At 56.5% G+C, this 13,883-nt stretch carries 16 protein-coding genes and 1 pseudogene; 7 read left to right on the plus strand and 10 right to left on the minus strand.

Annotation, left to right across the window (positions count from 1 at the left end; genetic code table 11):
* Nucleotides 1-23 precede the first annotated feature (23 nt).
* From PSQ90_RS03580 to coxB, 6 genes and pseudogenes are all read right to left on the minus strand, one after another.
* Complete coding sequence (locus PSQ90_RS03580; protein ID WP_282212070.1) at nucleotides 24-863, minus strand: cytochrome c oxidase subunit 3; 840 nt, start codon at nucleotides 861-863, stop codon at nucleotides 24-26.
* 2 nt (nucleotides 864-865) lie between these two features.
* Nucleotides 866-1,417, minus strand: a complete 552-nt coding sequence (locus PSQ90_RS03585; protein WP_282212071.1) for a cytochrome c oxidase assembly protein — start codon at nucleotides 1,415-1,417, stop codon at nucleotides 866-868.
* A gap of 2 nt (nucleotides 1,418-1,419) precedes the next feature.
* Nucleotides 1,420-1,602 (minus strand): hypothetical protein, encoded by a 183-nt coding sequence (locus tag PSQ90_RS03590; RefSeq protein ID WP_282212072.1) that lies wholly within the window; start codon nucleotides 1,600-1,602, stop codon nucleotides 1,420-1,422.
* Nucleotides 1,599-2,534 carry a heme o synthase gene (locus PSQ90_RS03595; protein WP_282212073.1) on the minus strand — a complete coding sequence of 312 codons (936 nt, stop codon included), beginning with the start codon at nucleotides 2,532-2,534 and terminating at the stop codon, nucleotides 1,599-1,601. Before PSQ90_RS03595 ends, PSQ90_RS03590 begins: the two co-directional genes overlap by 4 nt.
* A gap of 63 nt (nucleotides 2,535-2,597) precedes the next feature.
* Nucleotides 2,598-4,298, minus strand: a complete 1,701-nt coding sequence (ctaD, locus tag PSQ90_RS03600; protein WP_282212074.1) for a cytochrome c oxidase subunit I — start codon at nucleotides 4,296-4,298, stop codon at nucleotides 2,598-2,600.
* A gap of 22 nt (nucleotides 4,299-4,320) precedes the next feature.
* Nucleotides 4,321-5,165: pseudogene (gene coxB, locus PSQ90_RS03605) on the minus strand (cytochrome c oxidase subunit II).
* A gap of 434 nt (nucleotides 5,166-5,599) precedes the next feature.
* Here coxB and PSQ90_RS03610 point away from each other — a divergent pair.
* Nucleotides 5,600-6,058, plus strand: coding sequence for an invasion associated locus B family protein (locus tag PSQ90_RS03610; RefSeq protein WP_282212977.1), 459 nt, complete (start codon nucleotides 5,600-5,602; stop codon nucleotides 6,056-6,058).
* A gap of 12 nt (nucleotides 6,059-6,070) precedes the next feature.
* Nucleotides 6,071-6,316 carry a PilZ domain-containing protein gene (locus tag PSQ90_RS03615; protein ID WP_282212075.1) on the plus strand — a complete coding sequence of 82 codons (246 nt, stop codon included), beginning with the start codon at nucleotides 6,071-6,073 and terminating at the stop codon, nucleotides 6,314-6,316.
* A gap of 163 nt (nucleotides 6,317-6,479) precedes the next feature.
* Here PSQ90_RS03615 and PSQ90_RS03620 read toward each other — a convergent pair whose 3' ends face one another.
* On the minus strand, nucleotides 6,480-6,737 hold the full coding sequence (locus tag PSQ90_RS03620; protein ID WP_282212076.1) for a hypothetical protein: 258 nt from the start codon (nucleotides 6,735-6,737) through the stop codon (nucleotides 6,480-6,482).
* A 154-nt stretch (nucleotides 6,738-6,891) separates the two neighbouring features.
* Here PSQ90_RS03620 and PSQ90_RS03625 point away from each other — a divergent pair, with 154 nt between their 5' ends.
* Nucleotides 6,892-7,782 (plus strand): LysR family transcriptional regulator, encoded by an 891-nt coding sequence (locus PSQ90_RS03625; protein ID WP_282212077.1) that lies wholly within the window; start codon nucleotides 6,892-6,894, stop codon nucleotides 7,780-7,782.
* Nucleotides 7,783-7,920: 138 nt separating this feature from the next.
* Complete coding sequence (locus PSQ90_RS03630) at nucleotides 7,921-8,391, plus strand: hypothetical protein (protein WP_282212078.1); 471 nt, start codon at nucleotides 7,921-7,923, stop codon at nucleotides 8,389-8,391.
* Nucleotides 8,392-8,634: 243 nt separating this feature from the next.
* Here the strand turns inward: PSQ90_RS03630 and PSQ90_RS03635 are convergent, their stop codons facing one another.
* Together PSQ90_RS03635 and PSQ90_RS03640 are read right to left on the minus strand one after the other, a co-directional pair.
* On the minus strand, nucleotides 8,635-10,005 hold the full coding sequence (locus PSQ90_RS03635; protein WP_282212079.1) for a glutamate--cysteine ligase: 1,371 nt from the start codon (nucleotides 10,003-10,005) through the stop codon (nucleotides 8,635-8,637).
* A 74-nt stretch (nucleotides 10,006-10,079) separates the two neighbouring features.
* On the minus strand, nucleotides 10,080-10,829 hold the full coding sequence (locus tag PSQ90_RS03640; protein ID WP_282212080.1) for a 16S rRNA (uracil(1498)-N(3))-methyltransferase: 750 nt from the start codon (nucleotides 10,827-10,829) through the stop codon (nucleotides 10,080-10,082).
* A 55-nt stretch (nucleotides 10,830-10,884) separates the two neighbouring features.
* Between PSQ90_RS03640 and ubiA the strand changes: the two genes are divergently transcribed.
* Complete coding sequence (gene ubiA, locus PSQ90_RS03645; RefSeq protein WP_282212081.1) at nucleotides 10,885-11,820, plus strand: 4-hydroxybenzoate octaprenyltransferase; 936 nt, start codon at nucleotides 10,885-10,887, stop codon at nucleotides 11,818-11,820.
* Nucleotides 11,821-11,964: 144 nt separating this feature from the next.
* On the opposite strand, the gene PSQ90_RS03650 is transcribed toward ubiA, so the two are convergent.
* Nucleotides 11,965-12,480, minus strand: a complete 516-nt coding sequence (locus PSQ90_RS03650) for a DUF6101 family protein (RefSeq protein WP_282212082.1) — start codon at nucleotides 12,478-12,480, stop codon at nucleotides 11,965-11,967.
* A gap of 303 nt (nucleotides 12,481-12,783) precedes the next feature.
* Between PSQ90_RS03650 and PSQ90_RS03655 the strand changes: the two genes are divergently transcribed.
* Together PSQ90_RS03655 and PSQ90_RS03660 are read left to right on the plus strand one after the other, a co-directional pair.
* The gene (locus PSQ90_RS03655) at nucleotides 12,784-13,623 is read left to right on the plus strand and encodes a 3'(2'),5'-bisphosphate nucleotidase CysQ (RefSeq protein WP_282212083.1); all 840 of its coding nucleotides are present in this window, start codon (nucleotides 12,784-12,786) and stop codon (nucleotides 13,621-13,623) included.
* 9 nt (nucleotides 13,624-13,632) lie between these two features.
* Nucleotides 13,633-13,872 carry a DUF4170 domain-containing protein gene (locus PSQ90_RS03660; protein WP_282212084.1) on the plus strand — a complete coding sequence of 80 codons (240 nt, stop codon included), beginning with the start codon at nucleotides 13,633-13,635 and terminating at the stop codon, nucleotides 13,870-13,872.
* Nucleotides 13,873-13,883: the final 11 nt, after the last annotated feature.

Raw genomic sequence — 13,883 nt, forward strand, 5'->3', positions numbered from 1 at the left:
CCCGCAAAACTCATAACCTCAGATCAGCCGTGGCTAAGCGGAACGCCCCAGCTGCCCCAAACATAGATCGAGGCAAACAGGAACAGCCAGACCACGTCAACAAAGTGCCAGTACCAGGCAGCAAATTCAAAGCCGAGATGTTTTTCCGGGGTGAACTGGCCCTTGATGGCGCGGATGAGGCACACGGCCAAAAAGATCGTACCGATGATCACATGGGCGCCATGGAAGCCGGTAGCCATGAAGAAAGTGGCGCCATACATGTCACCCGAGAACGAGAACCCGGCTTCGGAATATTCGGCGAACTGAACAAAGCTGAACAGCACACCCAGCGCAATAGTTAGCGCCAGACCCCATTTGAGGCCACGGCGATCACCTTCGAGCAACGCATGGTGGGCCCAGGTAACGGTTGTGCCCGAAGTCAGCAGGATCAGCGTATTGAACAGGGGCAGGTGGAACGGGTCAAACAACTCGACGCCCATTGGCGGCCACGTGCCACCAGTGGCTGCGACGCGAGCATATTGCTCAACATCATCGAGGCGGAAGAAGCCGTCGAAATAGGCCCAGAACCATGCCAGGAAGAACATGACCTCGGAGGAAATGAACAGGATCATCCCATAACGGTGGTGCATCTGCACGACCGGGGTGTGATCAAGACCGTTGTTGGATTCTTTGACGACGTCTGACCACCACGCATAAAATGTATAGAGCACGCCGGCCAGGCCAATGAAGAAAACCCATGGCGTCCAGTGGTGCATCCAGGCAACGCCGCCGATCGCCATGATGAGTACCGAAACGGAACCGACAAATGGCCAGGGGCTGGGTTGTACTAAATGATAGTCGTGATTCTTGGCTATCGCGGCCATGGTCAGCTTCCCTCGTTATCTGAAGCGTAGAAAGTATAGGACAGGGTAATGTCCTTGATCGTGTCCAAATCCTGATTTTTATCAAGATCCGGATCGACAAAGAACACTACCGGCATCTGGACGGTTTCACCCGGCTGCAGGGTCTGCTCGGTAAAGCAGAAGCACTGGATCTTGTTGAAATAAGATCCGGCGATTTCAGGCGAAACATTATAGATCGCGTGGCCGGTGACCACCTTGTCGCTCAGGTTGGTCGCAACAAAATTGATTGTGTCGACGGCCCCCACCTTGTCGGTTATCGGGCGCGCGGGCACAACTTTCCACGGCAAGCCATTATCGACATTAGAGTCGAACCGCACAGTCATCTCGCGCGCAATTGCGCCCTTGGGATTGTCGGTCGCTTCGCGCGTGGTGCCGCCGTAGCCAGTTGCCGAGCAAAAAATCTGATAAAGCGGCACGGCTGCATAGGCGACGCCGATCATCCCCAGGACCGTACCGGTCAACGCATATGCGATCCAGCTGTTGCGGTCGCGTGAAATCAGGCCACTCAATGCCACGGCTATATCGTCCGATCGAAAACGGCTGGCCCCATTTTGACGATGGTCAGCGCATAAAAAATAATTACCAGTGCCGCCAGGACCAACGCCAATGCAATCGAGCGGCGGCGTCGCGTCCGCGCACGCGCTGCAGCAACCTCAGGACTTTCGGTGGGGACCGAACGCAGTTCGTCAGGTGCACTCATGATACAAAGCCTCCAAATCGCATCAACAGATTGTCGGCAAGTAGTCCGAGATATACCACGAACAAATAGCTGAGCGAAAAAGTGAACAGACCACGCGCTGCCTTCCGCATCTCAACGCTCTCAGTGGTGCGATACAGCTTTACGGCAAAATAGAGGAACAACGCCCCAGTCACGACCGCAATGGCGGTATAAAGCCAGCCTGAAAAACCCAGGATGGATGGAACCAGGGCGGCGACGGCCAGAAGCGCCGAGTAGACAAGGATTTGCAGTTTTGTGGACTTTTCGCCTGCAACATTAGGCATCATCGGAATGCCGGCTGCGCCATAGTCACTTTGCTTATAGAGTGCCAGCGCCCAGAAGTGGGGTGGGGTCCACAAAAAGGTTATCAAAAAAAGCGCCAGACTTTCGGGCGGCACAGTACCCGTGACGGCTGCCCAGCCCACAATCGGCGGAAAGGCACCCGCAGCACCACCGATGACGATGTTTTGCGCGGTCGAGCGCTTCAACCACATCGTATAGATAACGGCGTAAAAGAAAATGGTGAAGGCCAGAAGGCCTGCAGCCACCCAATTGGCGGCCAGACCCAGCAAGCCGACCGAAAATGCCGACAGCACGACGCCAAATACCAGCACTTCACCGCGGCTGATCCTGCCAGCGGGGATGGGGCGGTTTTTTGTTCGGCTCATGATGGCGTCGATATCGCTATCGTACCACATGTTCAGGGCACCCGATGCCCCTGCCCCGATGGCGATGCACAGGATCGAAATGACCGCTATAACGGGATGAATGACACCCGGCGCGACAACCAGACCGACAAAGGCCGTGAACACCACCAGCGACATGACGCGCGGCTTGAGCAGAGCGACATAGTCCTCCACGCGAGCCTCGGCGGTCGTGCCGATTGGGTTGTCACTGTTGTCGATATAGGCCACTCGGGACTCTTTCATTGTTGCCAGGAGGCCGCGCAAACGCGGCTTCCCTATTTGGTCTTGGCCTTAATGGGCCTTGGTATCGTCGAATTCAGGCAAGGTCGAGAACTGGTGGAACGGTGGCGGTGAGCTCAGGGTCCATTCCAGTGTCGTTGCCCCTTCGCCCCATGGATTATCACCGGCGCGACGGTTGCGGATCTTCGCTTCGATCAGGACCGCAAAGAAAACCAGCATCGAAATGAAGGTGATGTAATAGCCGACCGACGACACCCGGTTCCAGAATGCAAAAGCATCTGGATAGTCGATATAGCGGCGCGGCATACCGGCAAGGCCGAGGAAATGCTGAGGAAAGAACACAAGGTTCACACCCACGAACATGATCCAGAAGTGCGCGTTTGCCAGTTTTTCGTTGTACATGACGCCGAACATTTTTGGTGACCAGTAGTACCAGCCAGCAAAGATCGAGAACACAGCACCCAGCGACAGAACGTAGTGGAAATGAGCTACAACGTAATAGGTGTCATGGAACGAGCGATCAACGCCGGCATTTGCCAACACGACCCCGGTCACACCGCCGATGGTGAACAGGAAGATGAAACCAATGGCCCAGAGGATCGGTGTGCGGAAGCTGATCGAGCCACCCCACATCGTGGCAATCCACGAGAATATCTTGACCCCGGTCGGCACGGCAATAACCATCGTCGCGGCAACGAAATAGCGCTGCACGTCAAGGCTGAGGCCGGTTGTGTACATGTGGTGCGCCCACACGACAAACCCCACGACGCCAATGGCGACCATGGCATAGGCCATGGCGAGATAGCCAAAGATCGGCTTTTTCGAAAAGGTCGAAATGATATGACTGACCATGCCGAAGCCTGGCAGGATCATAATGTACACTTCAGGGTGGCCAAAGAACCAGAACAGATGCTGGAACAGCACCGGATCGCCGCCTTCGGCCGGCTTGAAGAATGAGGTGCCGAAATTACGATCGGTCAGCAACATGGTGATGCCACCCGCCAGAACCGGCAATGACAGTAGCAACAGGAATGCTGTGACCAGCACGGACCATGCGAACAGCGGCATTTTGTGCAACGTCATGCCCGGGGCGCGCATGTTGAAAATGGTGGTGATCAGATTGATCGACCCCATGATCGAACTGACACCGGCCACGTGCAGGGCCAGAATGGCGAAGTCAACGGCCGGACCAGGCTGGCCAGTAGTTGAATAGGGTGGATACATGGTCCACCCACCGCCCACGCCCATATGACCTGAGGGGCCCTCCACGAACATGGAAATGACCAGCAGGATAAAGGCCGGCGGCAACAGCCAGAAGGCGATGTTGTTGATGCGCGGGAATGCTGTATCGGGCGCGCCGATCATCAAGGGCGCAAAATAATTGGCAAAACCGCCCATGGTGGCGGGCATGACCATAAAGAAAATCATGATCAGCGCGTGAGCGGTGGTGAACACATTGTACATGTGCTTGCCCGCATCAATTGCTGCATCGCCCTCAACGCCATATGCCATGGCCGCAAGACCGTGGAAAATCTGAATGCCGGGCTCCTGCAACTCCATGCGCATGGCGCCAGAGAGCAATCCACCAACGACGCCCGCGAAAATCGCGAACACCAGATACATCACGCCGATGTCTTTGTGATTGGTCGAATAGACGTAGCGGCGCCATCCAGTTGGATGGCCATGATCATGACTGGCACCGTCATGCCCGGTGGCATGAGCTTCCAGATTTGTTGCCTCGGCATTTGCCATTGCTGCTATCCCCTACTCTTTTCTACTGAACCGCGGCAAGCGTAGCAGTGGCGCTGTCATAGTCGCCCGCCTTATACGCCGCCATCCAGGTTTTATATTCGTCCTTGGTCACCACCCGCACCGCTATTGGCATGAAGGCGTGATCCTTGCCGCAGAGTTCGGAGCACTGACCGTAAAATATGCCGGTTTCGCGCGAATTGAACCAGGTTTCATTCAAGCGCCCCGGAACCGCGTCAATCTTGATGCCGAATGAGGGTACAGCGAAGGCATGAATCACGCCGCTGGGGTCAGACGTGATCTGCATCCGCACGGTTGTATCAACTGGCACGACCAACTCATTGTCAACGGCCAGAAGCCGCGGCTGGCCTGGCTTTTTTCCTTACGTTCGGCATCGCCCATGATGTTGCTGTCAAACGAGATATCATCATCAACATAGTCATAGTTCCAGTACCACTGCTGGCCGGTTGCCTTGATGGTCAACGCAGCGGCAGGCACTTCAACCTGACCGAATAGAATGTCGCCGCCCAGATATTTGCGAACGCCGTCTGGAATGGTCAGCTGATCGGTCAGGACGCCAAAGGATGGAACAGCAATTACGAATAGCACCAGCACCGGCAGAACGGTCCAGGCAATCTCAAGCGCAGTATTGTGGGTGGTCTTGGAGGGTACGGGGTTCGCCTTGGCGTTGAACCGCACCGCAACAGTGATCAGCAGCACCAGCACCAACAGAACGATCAGCGAGATTGTCCACATCAGCACGCCGTCGTGGAAGCTGGTAATCGCATCCATGATGGGGGTCACCGAGCGCTGAAAATGCCATTGGCCGTCGACGGGATGCCCGGCAACCCATTCTTCTGCCTGCGCCATGACCGGCGATAACGCCAGCGCGGCGGCCGTAGCAGCTCCCAAACGCTTCAAAAACTGTCCGGTCACCCTATAACCCCCTAGTAAACTGCGATCTGCGAAATGCTGCGCGATAGGTAAAACGGCACGGCGCATCATGCGCCGCCCCGACTCAATCCCGAAGCACAAAACTCTGGTTTGACCTAAATCACATCCGGCAAACCAAGTCCATTCCGACAAGCACCTCTCCTCATGCGTCAAATTGCATCGCCATGAACATCAAAGCGCCCCACACTGGCCACAGTTGGCAGGGCATAAACGGCCCAATTCCGGGGCAAAAAGTTGACACCGGGCAATAGCTGTCGGAACAGTTCGCTTAGCGAACGGACAAACGATTCGTCAGGAGTGGTGGGCAAGTGAAGCAGTTTTTAGCACGTGCTGGGTTGGTTGTGGGGCTGATGGTCGCCCTTGTGGGAGCATCTCAGGGGCAAGGACTGGTCAAGGCCCAGTATGGCGACTGGCAGATGAGTTGCGATACCCCGCCCGGCGCCAGCTTTGAACAATGCGCCATCATCCAGAATGTGACCGCCGAAGATCAGCCAAATGTCGGACTTTCGGTCATTGTGCTGAAGACCGCTGACAAAAAAGCCCGGCTCTTGCGGGTGCTGGCGCCGCTTGGTGTGCTGTTGCCCAATGGATTGGGCCTCAATATTGACGGCAAGGACATGGGCCGCGTCGCCTTTGTGCGCTGCCTGCCCAACGGATGCGTTGCCGAGGTTTTGCTCGACGACGCCATGATCGACACTTTATCCAAGGGAACGAATGCTATCTTTGTCGTGTTCAAGACCCCGGAGGAAGGCATCGGCATTCCCGTGTCGCTCAAGGGCTTTAGTGATGGTTTCAAGGAACTTCCATAAAGAGACGATGCGATGACGGAAAACAACCGCAATACCGAGCGCCACCGCACACTTAAGGGCGGCAAGATCGTTTTCAACGACAACAAGTCGACGCTGGACTGTACCGTGCGCAACCTGTCGCAAACCGGTTGCCTGCTTAAGGTAACCAGCCCTATCGGCATTCCTGACCGGTTTCGGCTGATCATGAGCGACAGCCAGCGCTTTGACTGCGAAATCGCATGGAAGCGCGGCAATGAAATCGGCGTCGCCTTTTCCTGAAAAAAGGACCGGCGCTGGTTCAAATGAACGCGGACCGGTCCAGTCATCAGGAAACTGGTCAGCACGGTGCTGACCGGGATGGCACAAGCTCGTTACAGTTCATGCCAACTGGTAACCCGCGAGGGGCGGGGGCAAACGGGAGTTTTTGAGTCGACCGTCAAGTCTAGCGTGCTGCTCGCGCTGAGCGCCTGAAGGCCAGAAACTGGCCCGCTGGAGCGCGGTGGGCGAGCGCATCAAGAACGTCCTGGCGGCAAATGCCCAGATCGTCGAGCCGGAATTCGTCATATTCAAGCAACGTTTTGAGCGCTTTCATGCGCGCCTTGTCAGCGCGTATCTGGGCGAAATGGCGGCGAACAGATGCGGCAAAACCGGACGAGTGTGCGACCGCAACGGACCGCTCGCCCGAAAGCGAGATAGTCATGATTTCATCTCCAATTTTGTTGGTGCCGGAGGGAGGCCGGCAGGTAGTGGCGCCAGTTGTGGTCGCCGCTGAAATCGAATTTACGCCTCTGGACATCCATTAGTCGAACAAATAGATTTTATCTTATGTATCAATTTTTGTGATGGAGGCAGAGATGGCCGCGCCCTTGGATCTTGACCAGTTGCAAAGCTTTTGCGCCATTGCCGATTGTGGCAGTTTCACCGAGGCGGCCCGTCGGGTGAACAAGACCCAATCGGCTGTGTCGATGCAGATCAAACGACTTGAAGAGCGTGTCGGCCATCCGCTGTTGTCGCGCGAGGGGCGCAGCGTCAGTCTCACACAGCATGGCGACGTTCTTTACGCCAAGGCGCGCCGTATGCTGCGGATCAATGCCGAAATTGTCGACCACTTTTCCGAGGGCGATCTGGCCGGCAGTATCCGGTTCGGCGTACCTGACGATTATGCCGTGCGGCTGTTGCCGGTGATATTGTCGAGCTTCCAGCGCACCCACCCGCGCATCGCCGTGGATGTTTCCTGCGTTGCCTCGGAACAACTGCTGGCCGGCATGCGGTCAGGGCGGCACGATCTGATCGTTTTCACGCAGGGCACCGAGCAGAATTTCGGCGAGTTGTTCCGCACCGAACGCATGTTCTGGGTGGCCTCGCACGGTGGGCAGGCGATAGCCGCCGATCCTTTGCCGCTGGCGAGCGGTCCAAGCTGCTGCATCTGGCGCCATGATGCGGTCGAAGCGCTCAATCGCGTCGGCAAGGATTATCGAATTGCCTATACCTCATCCAACGCCACCGCCATTTCGAGTGCCGTTTTGTCCGATCTTGCGGTGGGCTTTCTGCCTGAAAGCGCCATTCAGCCAGGCATGAAGGTGATTGCCGACGATTTCGGCCTGCCGCGTCTGGCCGACGCGCAAATCGCCCTGATGCGCGGCAGCCACGCCTATGGCGGCATTTATGACGCGCTGGCCAACCACATCGTCCAGTCGATGGGCAATCTCGACAACGCCAGTCCCACTGCCGAAGCGGCCGAATAGGTTGGTCATCAAGCAGTCCGTTGCCGGCGTACGGATTGGTGATGCCCTTAACGGATAAGCAAAGGGCGGCAAAGCTTCAAAGAAATCGACTCGCAATACCCAATAGAACGTCTTAGCTTTCCAATTTCGGAGCTAACAATGGCTGGTGAATTGATGACAGGCATGACTATATTCAAGTCACTCTTGGATACTGCGTCTGGCCTCAAGGACATCCACGACGCGACCCTCCGTGATCAAGTTGCCTTCATGCTCCAAAAACAAATTCTCGAAGCCCAAGCAGCGCAATTTGCGCTCGTTGAGGAAGTAGGCAATCTCAAGACAAAGCTTTCCAAGCTGGAAAACTGGGAAACAGAGAAACTACGCTACAAATTGGAGCGCCAAGACCCGGGGGTGTTCATGTACGGATTGAAGCCAGACATGGACAATGGAGAACCCGACCATAAGCTCTGTGCAACCTGCTACAATGACGGACAAAAGTCGATTCTTCACACTGATCATGGCAGTGGTCTCACATACTGGAAATGTCAAAAATGCGGGTTCGAAGAGCATAGCGGACGGTTCAATATTTCGGGCAACCGGAATGAAGGCGCAGGGTGGATGGGGCAATGATCAGTAGGCAACGAAGCTAAGCCGCCTTGGCGGCTTCCGCTTCTCTGGGCCTTCGTCATTTTCAGGTTAGTCTTTGGCTTCGGCGGCGTCTTCTCGCTTACGCCTTGAAGCCCTCGTTCAAGAAGACCTTCAATGAGCAGATGCGCAAACTCACTGGCAAGAGCATCAGATCCGCCAAACCGTCTTGGTTCTGCGACCAATAGGCCTCTACATCGTCACCGGCCTGTCGCACGAATCATAGGTCTAAAGCTCGGCGGCCTGATAGATTTTTGTCAGGTCGCCGCCCCATTTGGTGTGGTAGAGATCGAGCCAGCGTTTGGCCGGTGACTTGGCCTGCGAAATCGTTTCCTCGAGTGATGCCAGATGAACGGTCTCATCCTGCCCCTTGGCATTGAGCACACCGCGACGCACCAGGCCCGCCTCGGCGATGCCGACAGCCTGGGCGGCGATATCATAGACATTGGTTCGGTCGTAGGGGGTCATCAGGCCCTGACGCGGCACTTCGCGACGGAACATGTCGTGATCGTCGAGCGACCAGTCCTTTACCAGTTCCCACGCTGCTTCAAGCGCAATATCGTCGTAGAGCAGACCAACCCAGAAGGCAGACAGAGCGGTGACTGATTTTTCGTCGCCCATGTCAGCGCCGCGCATTTCCAGAAATTGCTTGAGGCGCACTTCGGGGAAAATCGTCGACAAATGGTCTTCCCAGTCCTTGATCGTGGGTTTTTCGCCCGGCAACTGCGGAAGGCGCCCGGCGAGAAACTCGCGGAAGCTTTCGCCTGCGACATTGACATATTGTCCGTCGCGAATGACAAAATACATCGGCACATCAAGCGCATAGTCGGCATATTGCTCAAAGCCAAAACCCTCATCGAAGGCGAACGGCAGCATGCCAGTGCGCTGATTGTCGGTATTGAGCCAGATGTGGGAGCGATAGGATAGATAACCGCTTTCCTTGCCGTCAACAAAGGGCGAATTAGCAAAAAGCGCTGTGGCAATCGGCTGCAGCGCAACCGAAACGCGCAGCTTCTTGACCATGTCGGCTTCGGAGGCAAAATCGAGATTGGTCTGGACAGTGCAGGAGCGGAACATCATTGATGTGCCGAGCGTGCCGACTTTTTCCATATAGGGCTTCATGATGCCATAGCGCGATTTGGGCATGGCGGGGATTTCGGCAACCGACCAGAAAGGCGTTACCCCGAGCCCCAGAAAATGAATATCGAGTGGCGCTGCGACCTTTTTGGCGACACGCATATGTTCGGCCACTTCATCGGCGGTGCCGTGCAAATCCTCTTGCTGGGCTCCCGACAGTTCGAACTGACCGCCCGGCTCAAGCGAAATGCCGCCTGCAACCTCGTGATTGCGCAAACCGATTATATTGTCGCCGTCGTAAAACGGCACCCAACCGGTTTCCTTTTCGATGCCTTCGAGCAACGCCTTGATGCCTTGTGGGCCAGCATAAGTCACCGGGCGCAGCGGGTCGGTATGGAACACGTGCTTTTCGTGTTCGGTACCAATGCGCCAGTCGGCACGTGGCTTGGCGCCACGGGCCATGGCGTCGATCAGGTCGGCCCGCGTTTCAATGGGGGGCGAAAAAATGTCGGCGCCGGCCATGCCGTCCTCGTTCAATAATTGTGCATCAATGTTGGCGGGAACATAGCGAGGTGGAAGCCGAAAGCAATCGCCTTTTATCGCCAATCGCCGATGATTGCTTGAATGAGTGCCAATCCGGCCACCGCAGCTGTGTCGGCCCGCAAGATGCGTGGGCCAAAACTTATTGCTGTTACAAAGGGTTGTGCGCGCAGGCTTGTCAACTCATCATCCGAAAATCCGCCCTCGGGTCCGATTAATAATCCGACAGGATGTCCCCGCAACGCCGCGATATCGTCCACCGGGGTCGCTGACGCGGCAGTTTCATCGGCCAGGATCAGCCTTCGGTCGCCTTGCTCAGTCTGCCAATTGGCCAGCAATTGGGATAGGCCAATCTCGCGCTTGACCCGTGGAACGCTCAACACTTCGCATTGTTCTGCCGCTTCTATGGCGTTGGCGACCAATCGTTCGTGCTTGAGTCTGGATATCTGGGTAAACTGGGTCAGCACCGGCTGGATGGTCCCTGCCCCCATTTCGGTTGCTTTCTGGATCACGTAATCGAGCCGCTCGGTCTTGAGCGGGGCAAAGCCATACCAGAGGTCGGAGGGCGAGGTTTGTGGCGCCACCTGTTCCAATAGGCCCAGCACCACGGATTTTTTCGCGTCGCTGGTCAATTGGGCCAACCAGGCGCCATCGCGGCCATTGAACAGCACCACCTGATCGCCGGTCTTTTTGCGCAAAACGGCTGCGAGATAGAGCGACTGCTCCTTGTTGAGCGCCACAGCGCCATCGCGCGCCAGATCCTGATCGACATGAAGGCGCGGCAGGGAAGCATGGGTGCGGGGCATTGACTTGTCAGCCTGTGGGTTTAGCAATCCGTTCAATAGCGTGACAGGATGGCCCATGCAAACCAGTGAACCGCCGCACGGCAGCGTTGCCGATGCCCCAACCGACAATTGGGTCGATAAATTTGCCCCCGATTGGCTCAAACCCTATGCGCGGCTGGCGCGCTGGGACCGCCCGATCGGATTTCAGTTGCTGTTCTGGCCCTGCGCCTTTGGGCTGGGATTGGCCGCAATTGCCGACCCGTTGCGCGGCTTTGACTGGATCGCGGCGATTCTGATGTTCTGTGGCGCGGTCCTGATGCGGGGCGCCGGTTGCACGTTCAACGATATCGTTGACCGCAATATCGACGACAAGGTTGCCCGCACGCGGCTACGCCCGATTCCCTCGGGTCAGGTCACCGCCAAACGGGCCATCGGCTTCATGGTCGCACAATCGCTTCTGGGCTTCATCATCCTGCTCCAGTTCAACGCCTTCACCATTTTCCTGGGTTTTGCCTCACTGGTTTTGGTGGCGATCTACCCGTTTATGAAACGGGTAACCTGGTGGCCGCAACTGTTTTTGGGTCTGGCGTTTTCCTGGGGCGCACTGATGGCGTGGAGTTCGCAAACCGGAGGGCTGAATGTTTCGGTGCTGCTGCTCTATTTTGGCTGCATCTTGTGGACCATCGGCTACGACACGATTTATGCGCTGCAGGATATTGAGGATGACGCGCTGATCGGGGTCAAATCCACGGCCCGCCTTTTCGGCCCCAAAGCCCGCGAGGTCGTTGGCGGGTTTTATGTCGGCGCCTGGATATTATGGCTGGCGGCAGCGATGCTGAGTGGCGCGGACGTTCTCTTTTCCCTCGCCAGTCTGGTGGTGGCGGCAACGCTAGGGTGGCAGGTTTACAGCCTTGATGCCAAAAATCCTGACAATACGCTGACGCGGTTTCAGTTCAACCATATGGTCGGCATCGCCCTGACGCTGGCGTTTCTGGTGGAATGGGTCTGGTAAAAGCAAAAAGACCGGTCGCACCACCGACCGGTCAATTCTGCTTTGGAGGCATTGTTCTTCCCGCTCGCTACGGATGCAGCCGATAAGAGCGGTTTGTTTGAGTATTAACGGGCGTTAACAGATTTAGTTGCACCGGGGTTGTTGCTAATTGGCCTGTGCCGGTCCGGGCTTGCGACGATTGAGGAAGCGCGGACGACGACCGGCCTCGGCAGCCAGCTTGCGGCGACCATTTTCCTGCCCCAGCATGACCCCGTCTACCTGCTGACTATAAGGCATGTAATTGCCATCGCCGGCCTTGATGAACAGTGGCAGGCGCAGTTTGCGGCCCCAGTTCTGCCATTCGGCCACGACCGAATGATTGCCCTGCTCTTCAAACACGCGATAATTGAGCTCATTGTCGCCATGGATCAGTTCGATCGAGGAGGACAGAACACCCTCGTCCGAAATGCTGGTGGCGACGGCCACACCGATATATTCATCGACGGGCACCTTGATCTTGATTGCAACGCCGCTCTTTTCGAGCTGTTTGCGAACGGTAACGGTCTTGACCGGCTCTTTTGGCCCGTTGTCGTTGGCCGCTACAAACCGCTTGGATGCCAATGCTGGCGTTGCAAAGGGCAGAAGCACCGCCGACCCGTCAATTTTCACACCGTGGCTCATGTTGATCTGCCTTCCTGTTAACCCCGAGAGCTTTTTGTTTGCTGCTCTCTTTTGTGACCCCAATCTAACTCACTCCCTTGCCAGCCAGCTTAAGAAGTTCGGTTAAGTTTAGGTTGTTTTGCAGCAGGGTTTACGGGTTCTAACCAGCTATAGGGGACAGTTAACCCATTGAGATCGCTTGGCGTTAACCACGCGGTTCGCGCCGGGCAAGATGCCAAAATTGTCAGTGAACCAAGTGCTTGAAACCCTTGTCCAATCGGCGCTTCAGGCCTACAAGCCCGCAACTGAGATTTGCGGATACCCATGGCGCCCAATACGCCGACCAGCTTCGAAACCGACCTTGAGTTGCTGCGCTCTTCAGCTGTGGCGGCTGGCATTATTGCATCGGGCTATTTCCGCCGCAGCCTCAAGACGTGGACAAAAGAAAACGCCTCCCCGGTCAGCGAAGCCGATATCGTGGTCGACAAGTTTCTTTTTGCCTCCCTTTTGGCGGCCCGGCCCGACTATGGATGGTTAAGCGAAGAGACTGCCGACAATGCCGAACGGTTGGGCAAGAAACGGGTTTTCGTTGTCGATCCGATCGATGGGACGCGCGGTTTCATCAAGGGCGAGGATAGTTGGACCGTCTCTTTGGCGGTTGTTGAAGATGGTCGTCCCGTCGCCGGCGTGGTTTACGCCCCCATACGCGACGAAATGTATGATGCCTGTCTGGGTGGCGGGGCGCGGCTTAATGGCAGCCCGATCAAGCGAAGCCGACGGCCGGGCACCAGCCCGCTGATCCCGGCCCCAGGCGCCGTGCACCAGGAAATGCAGGCGGCGGGGCTCGATTATGCTCGTGGACCGGCCTATCCGTCGCTGGCCTATCGGCTGGTGCAGGTTGCCACCGGCAAACTCGATGGCGCCGTGGCCCGGCGCGGTGCGCAGGACTGGGATATTGCTGCAGCGGCGCTGATTCTGACCGAATCCGGGCAAGATTTTGCTGATGTTTGCACTGGCTACCCCCAATTCAACAAACGAGATGTGCGTCACGGGGCGCTTGCGGCCCTGGCCGACCCCAGCTTAAAACCGGTGGTGCATGCGGCACTGATCAAGGTCTATGGGTGCCCGGCCGAAACTGCCATTTCCAATGCTTCCCAGTCGTGAGGTCCCGCCATGAGCACTGAACCCGAAAAGCAGCTATTGCATCTTGTCGTTGGCGGCGAGTTGTCGAACCTGTCCGAGAACACTTTTGCCAACCTTGATGAAGTCGATATCGTCGGGCTCTATCCCAATTATGCGGCGGCCTATGATGTCTGGAAGCAAAAAGCCCAGTCGACGGTCGACAATGCGCACACGCGCTATTTCATTGTCCATCTGCACCGTCTGCTGGAACCCGAAACCCACAAGCCCTGACCTAATACGAG

Origin of the sequence: Devosia rhodophyticola (assembly GCF_028816475.1) — a bacterium.
Classification (GTDB): Bacteria; Pseudomonadota; Alphaproteobacteria; order Rhizobiales; family Devosiaceae; genus Devosia; species Devosia rhodophyticola.

Bases quoted from the DNA above. Each gene is read 5' to 3' on its own strand.
- PSQ90_RS03620 (WP_282212076.1), bottom strand. From the start codon at position 6,737: ATGACTATCTCGCTTTCGGGCGAGCGGTCCGTTGCGGTCGCACACTCG.
- PSQ90_RS03650 (WP_282212082.1), bottom strand. From the start codon at position 12,480: ATGAGCCACGGTGTGAAAATTGACGGGTCGGCGGTGCTTCTGCCCTTT.
- PSQ90_RS03630 (WP_282212078.1), top strand. From the start codon at position 7,921: ATGGCTGGTGAATTGATGACAGGCATGACTATATTCAAGTCACTCTTG.
- PSQ90_RS03610 (WP_282212977.1), top strand. From the start codon at position 5,600: ATGGTCGCCCTTGTGGGAGCATCTCAGGGGCAAGGACTGGTCAAGGCC.
- PSQ90_RS03590 (WP_282212072.1), bottom strand. From the start codon at position 1,602: ATGAGTGCACCTGACGAACTGCGTTCGGTCCCCACCGAAAGTCCTGAG.
- PSQ90_RS03615 (WP_282212075.1), top strand. From the start codon at position 6,071: ATGACGGAAAACAACCGCAATACCGAGCGCCACCGCACACTTAAGGGC.
- PSQ90_RS03640 (WP_282212080.1), bottom strand. From the start codon at position 10,829: ATGCCCCGCACCCATGCTTCCCTGCCGCGCCTTCATGTCGATCAGGAT.
- PSQ90_RS03660 (WP_282212084.1), top strand. From the start codon at position 13,633: ATGAGCACTGAACCCGAAAAGCAGCTATTGCATCTTGTCGTTGGCGGC.
- ctaD (WP_282212074.1), bottom strand. From the start codon at position 4,298: ATGGCAAATGCCGAGGCAACAAATCTGGAAGCTCATGCCACCGGGCAT.
- ubiA (WP_282212081.1), top strand. From the start codon at position 10,885: ATGCAAACCAGTGAACCGCCGCACGGCAGCGTTGCCGATGCCCCAACC.
- PSQ90_RS03635 (WP_282212079.1), bottom strand. From the start codon at position 10,005: ATGGCCGGCGCCGACATTTTTTCGCCCCCCATTGAAACGCGGGCCGAC.
- PSQ90_RS03625 (WP_282212077.1), top strand. From the start codon at position 6,892: ATGGCCGCGCCCTTGGATCTTGACCAGTTGCAAAGCTTTTGCGCCATT.
- PSQ90_RS03655 (WP_282212083.1), top strand. From the start codon at position 12,784: ATGGCGCCCAATACGCCGACCAGCTTCGAAACCGACCTTGAGTTGCTG.
- PSQ90_RS03580 (WP_282212070.1), bottom strand. From the start codon at position 863: ATGGCCGCGATAGCCAAGAATCACGACTATCATTTAGTACAACCCAGC.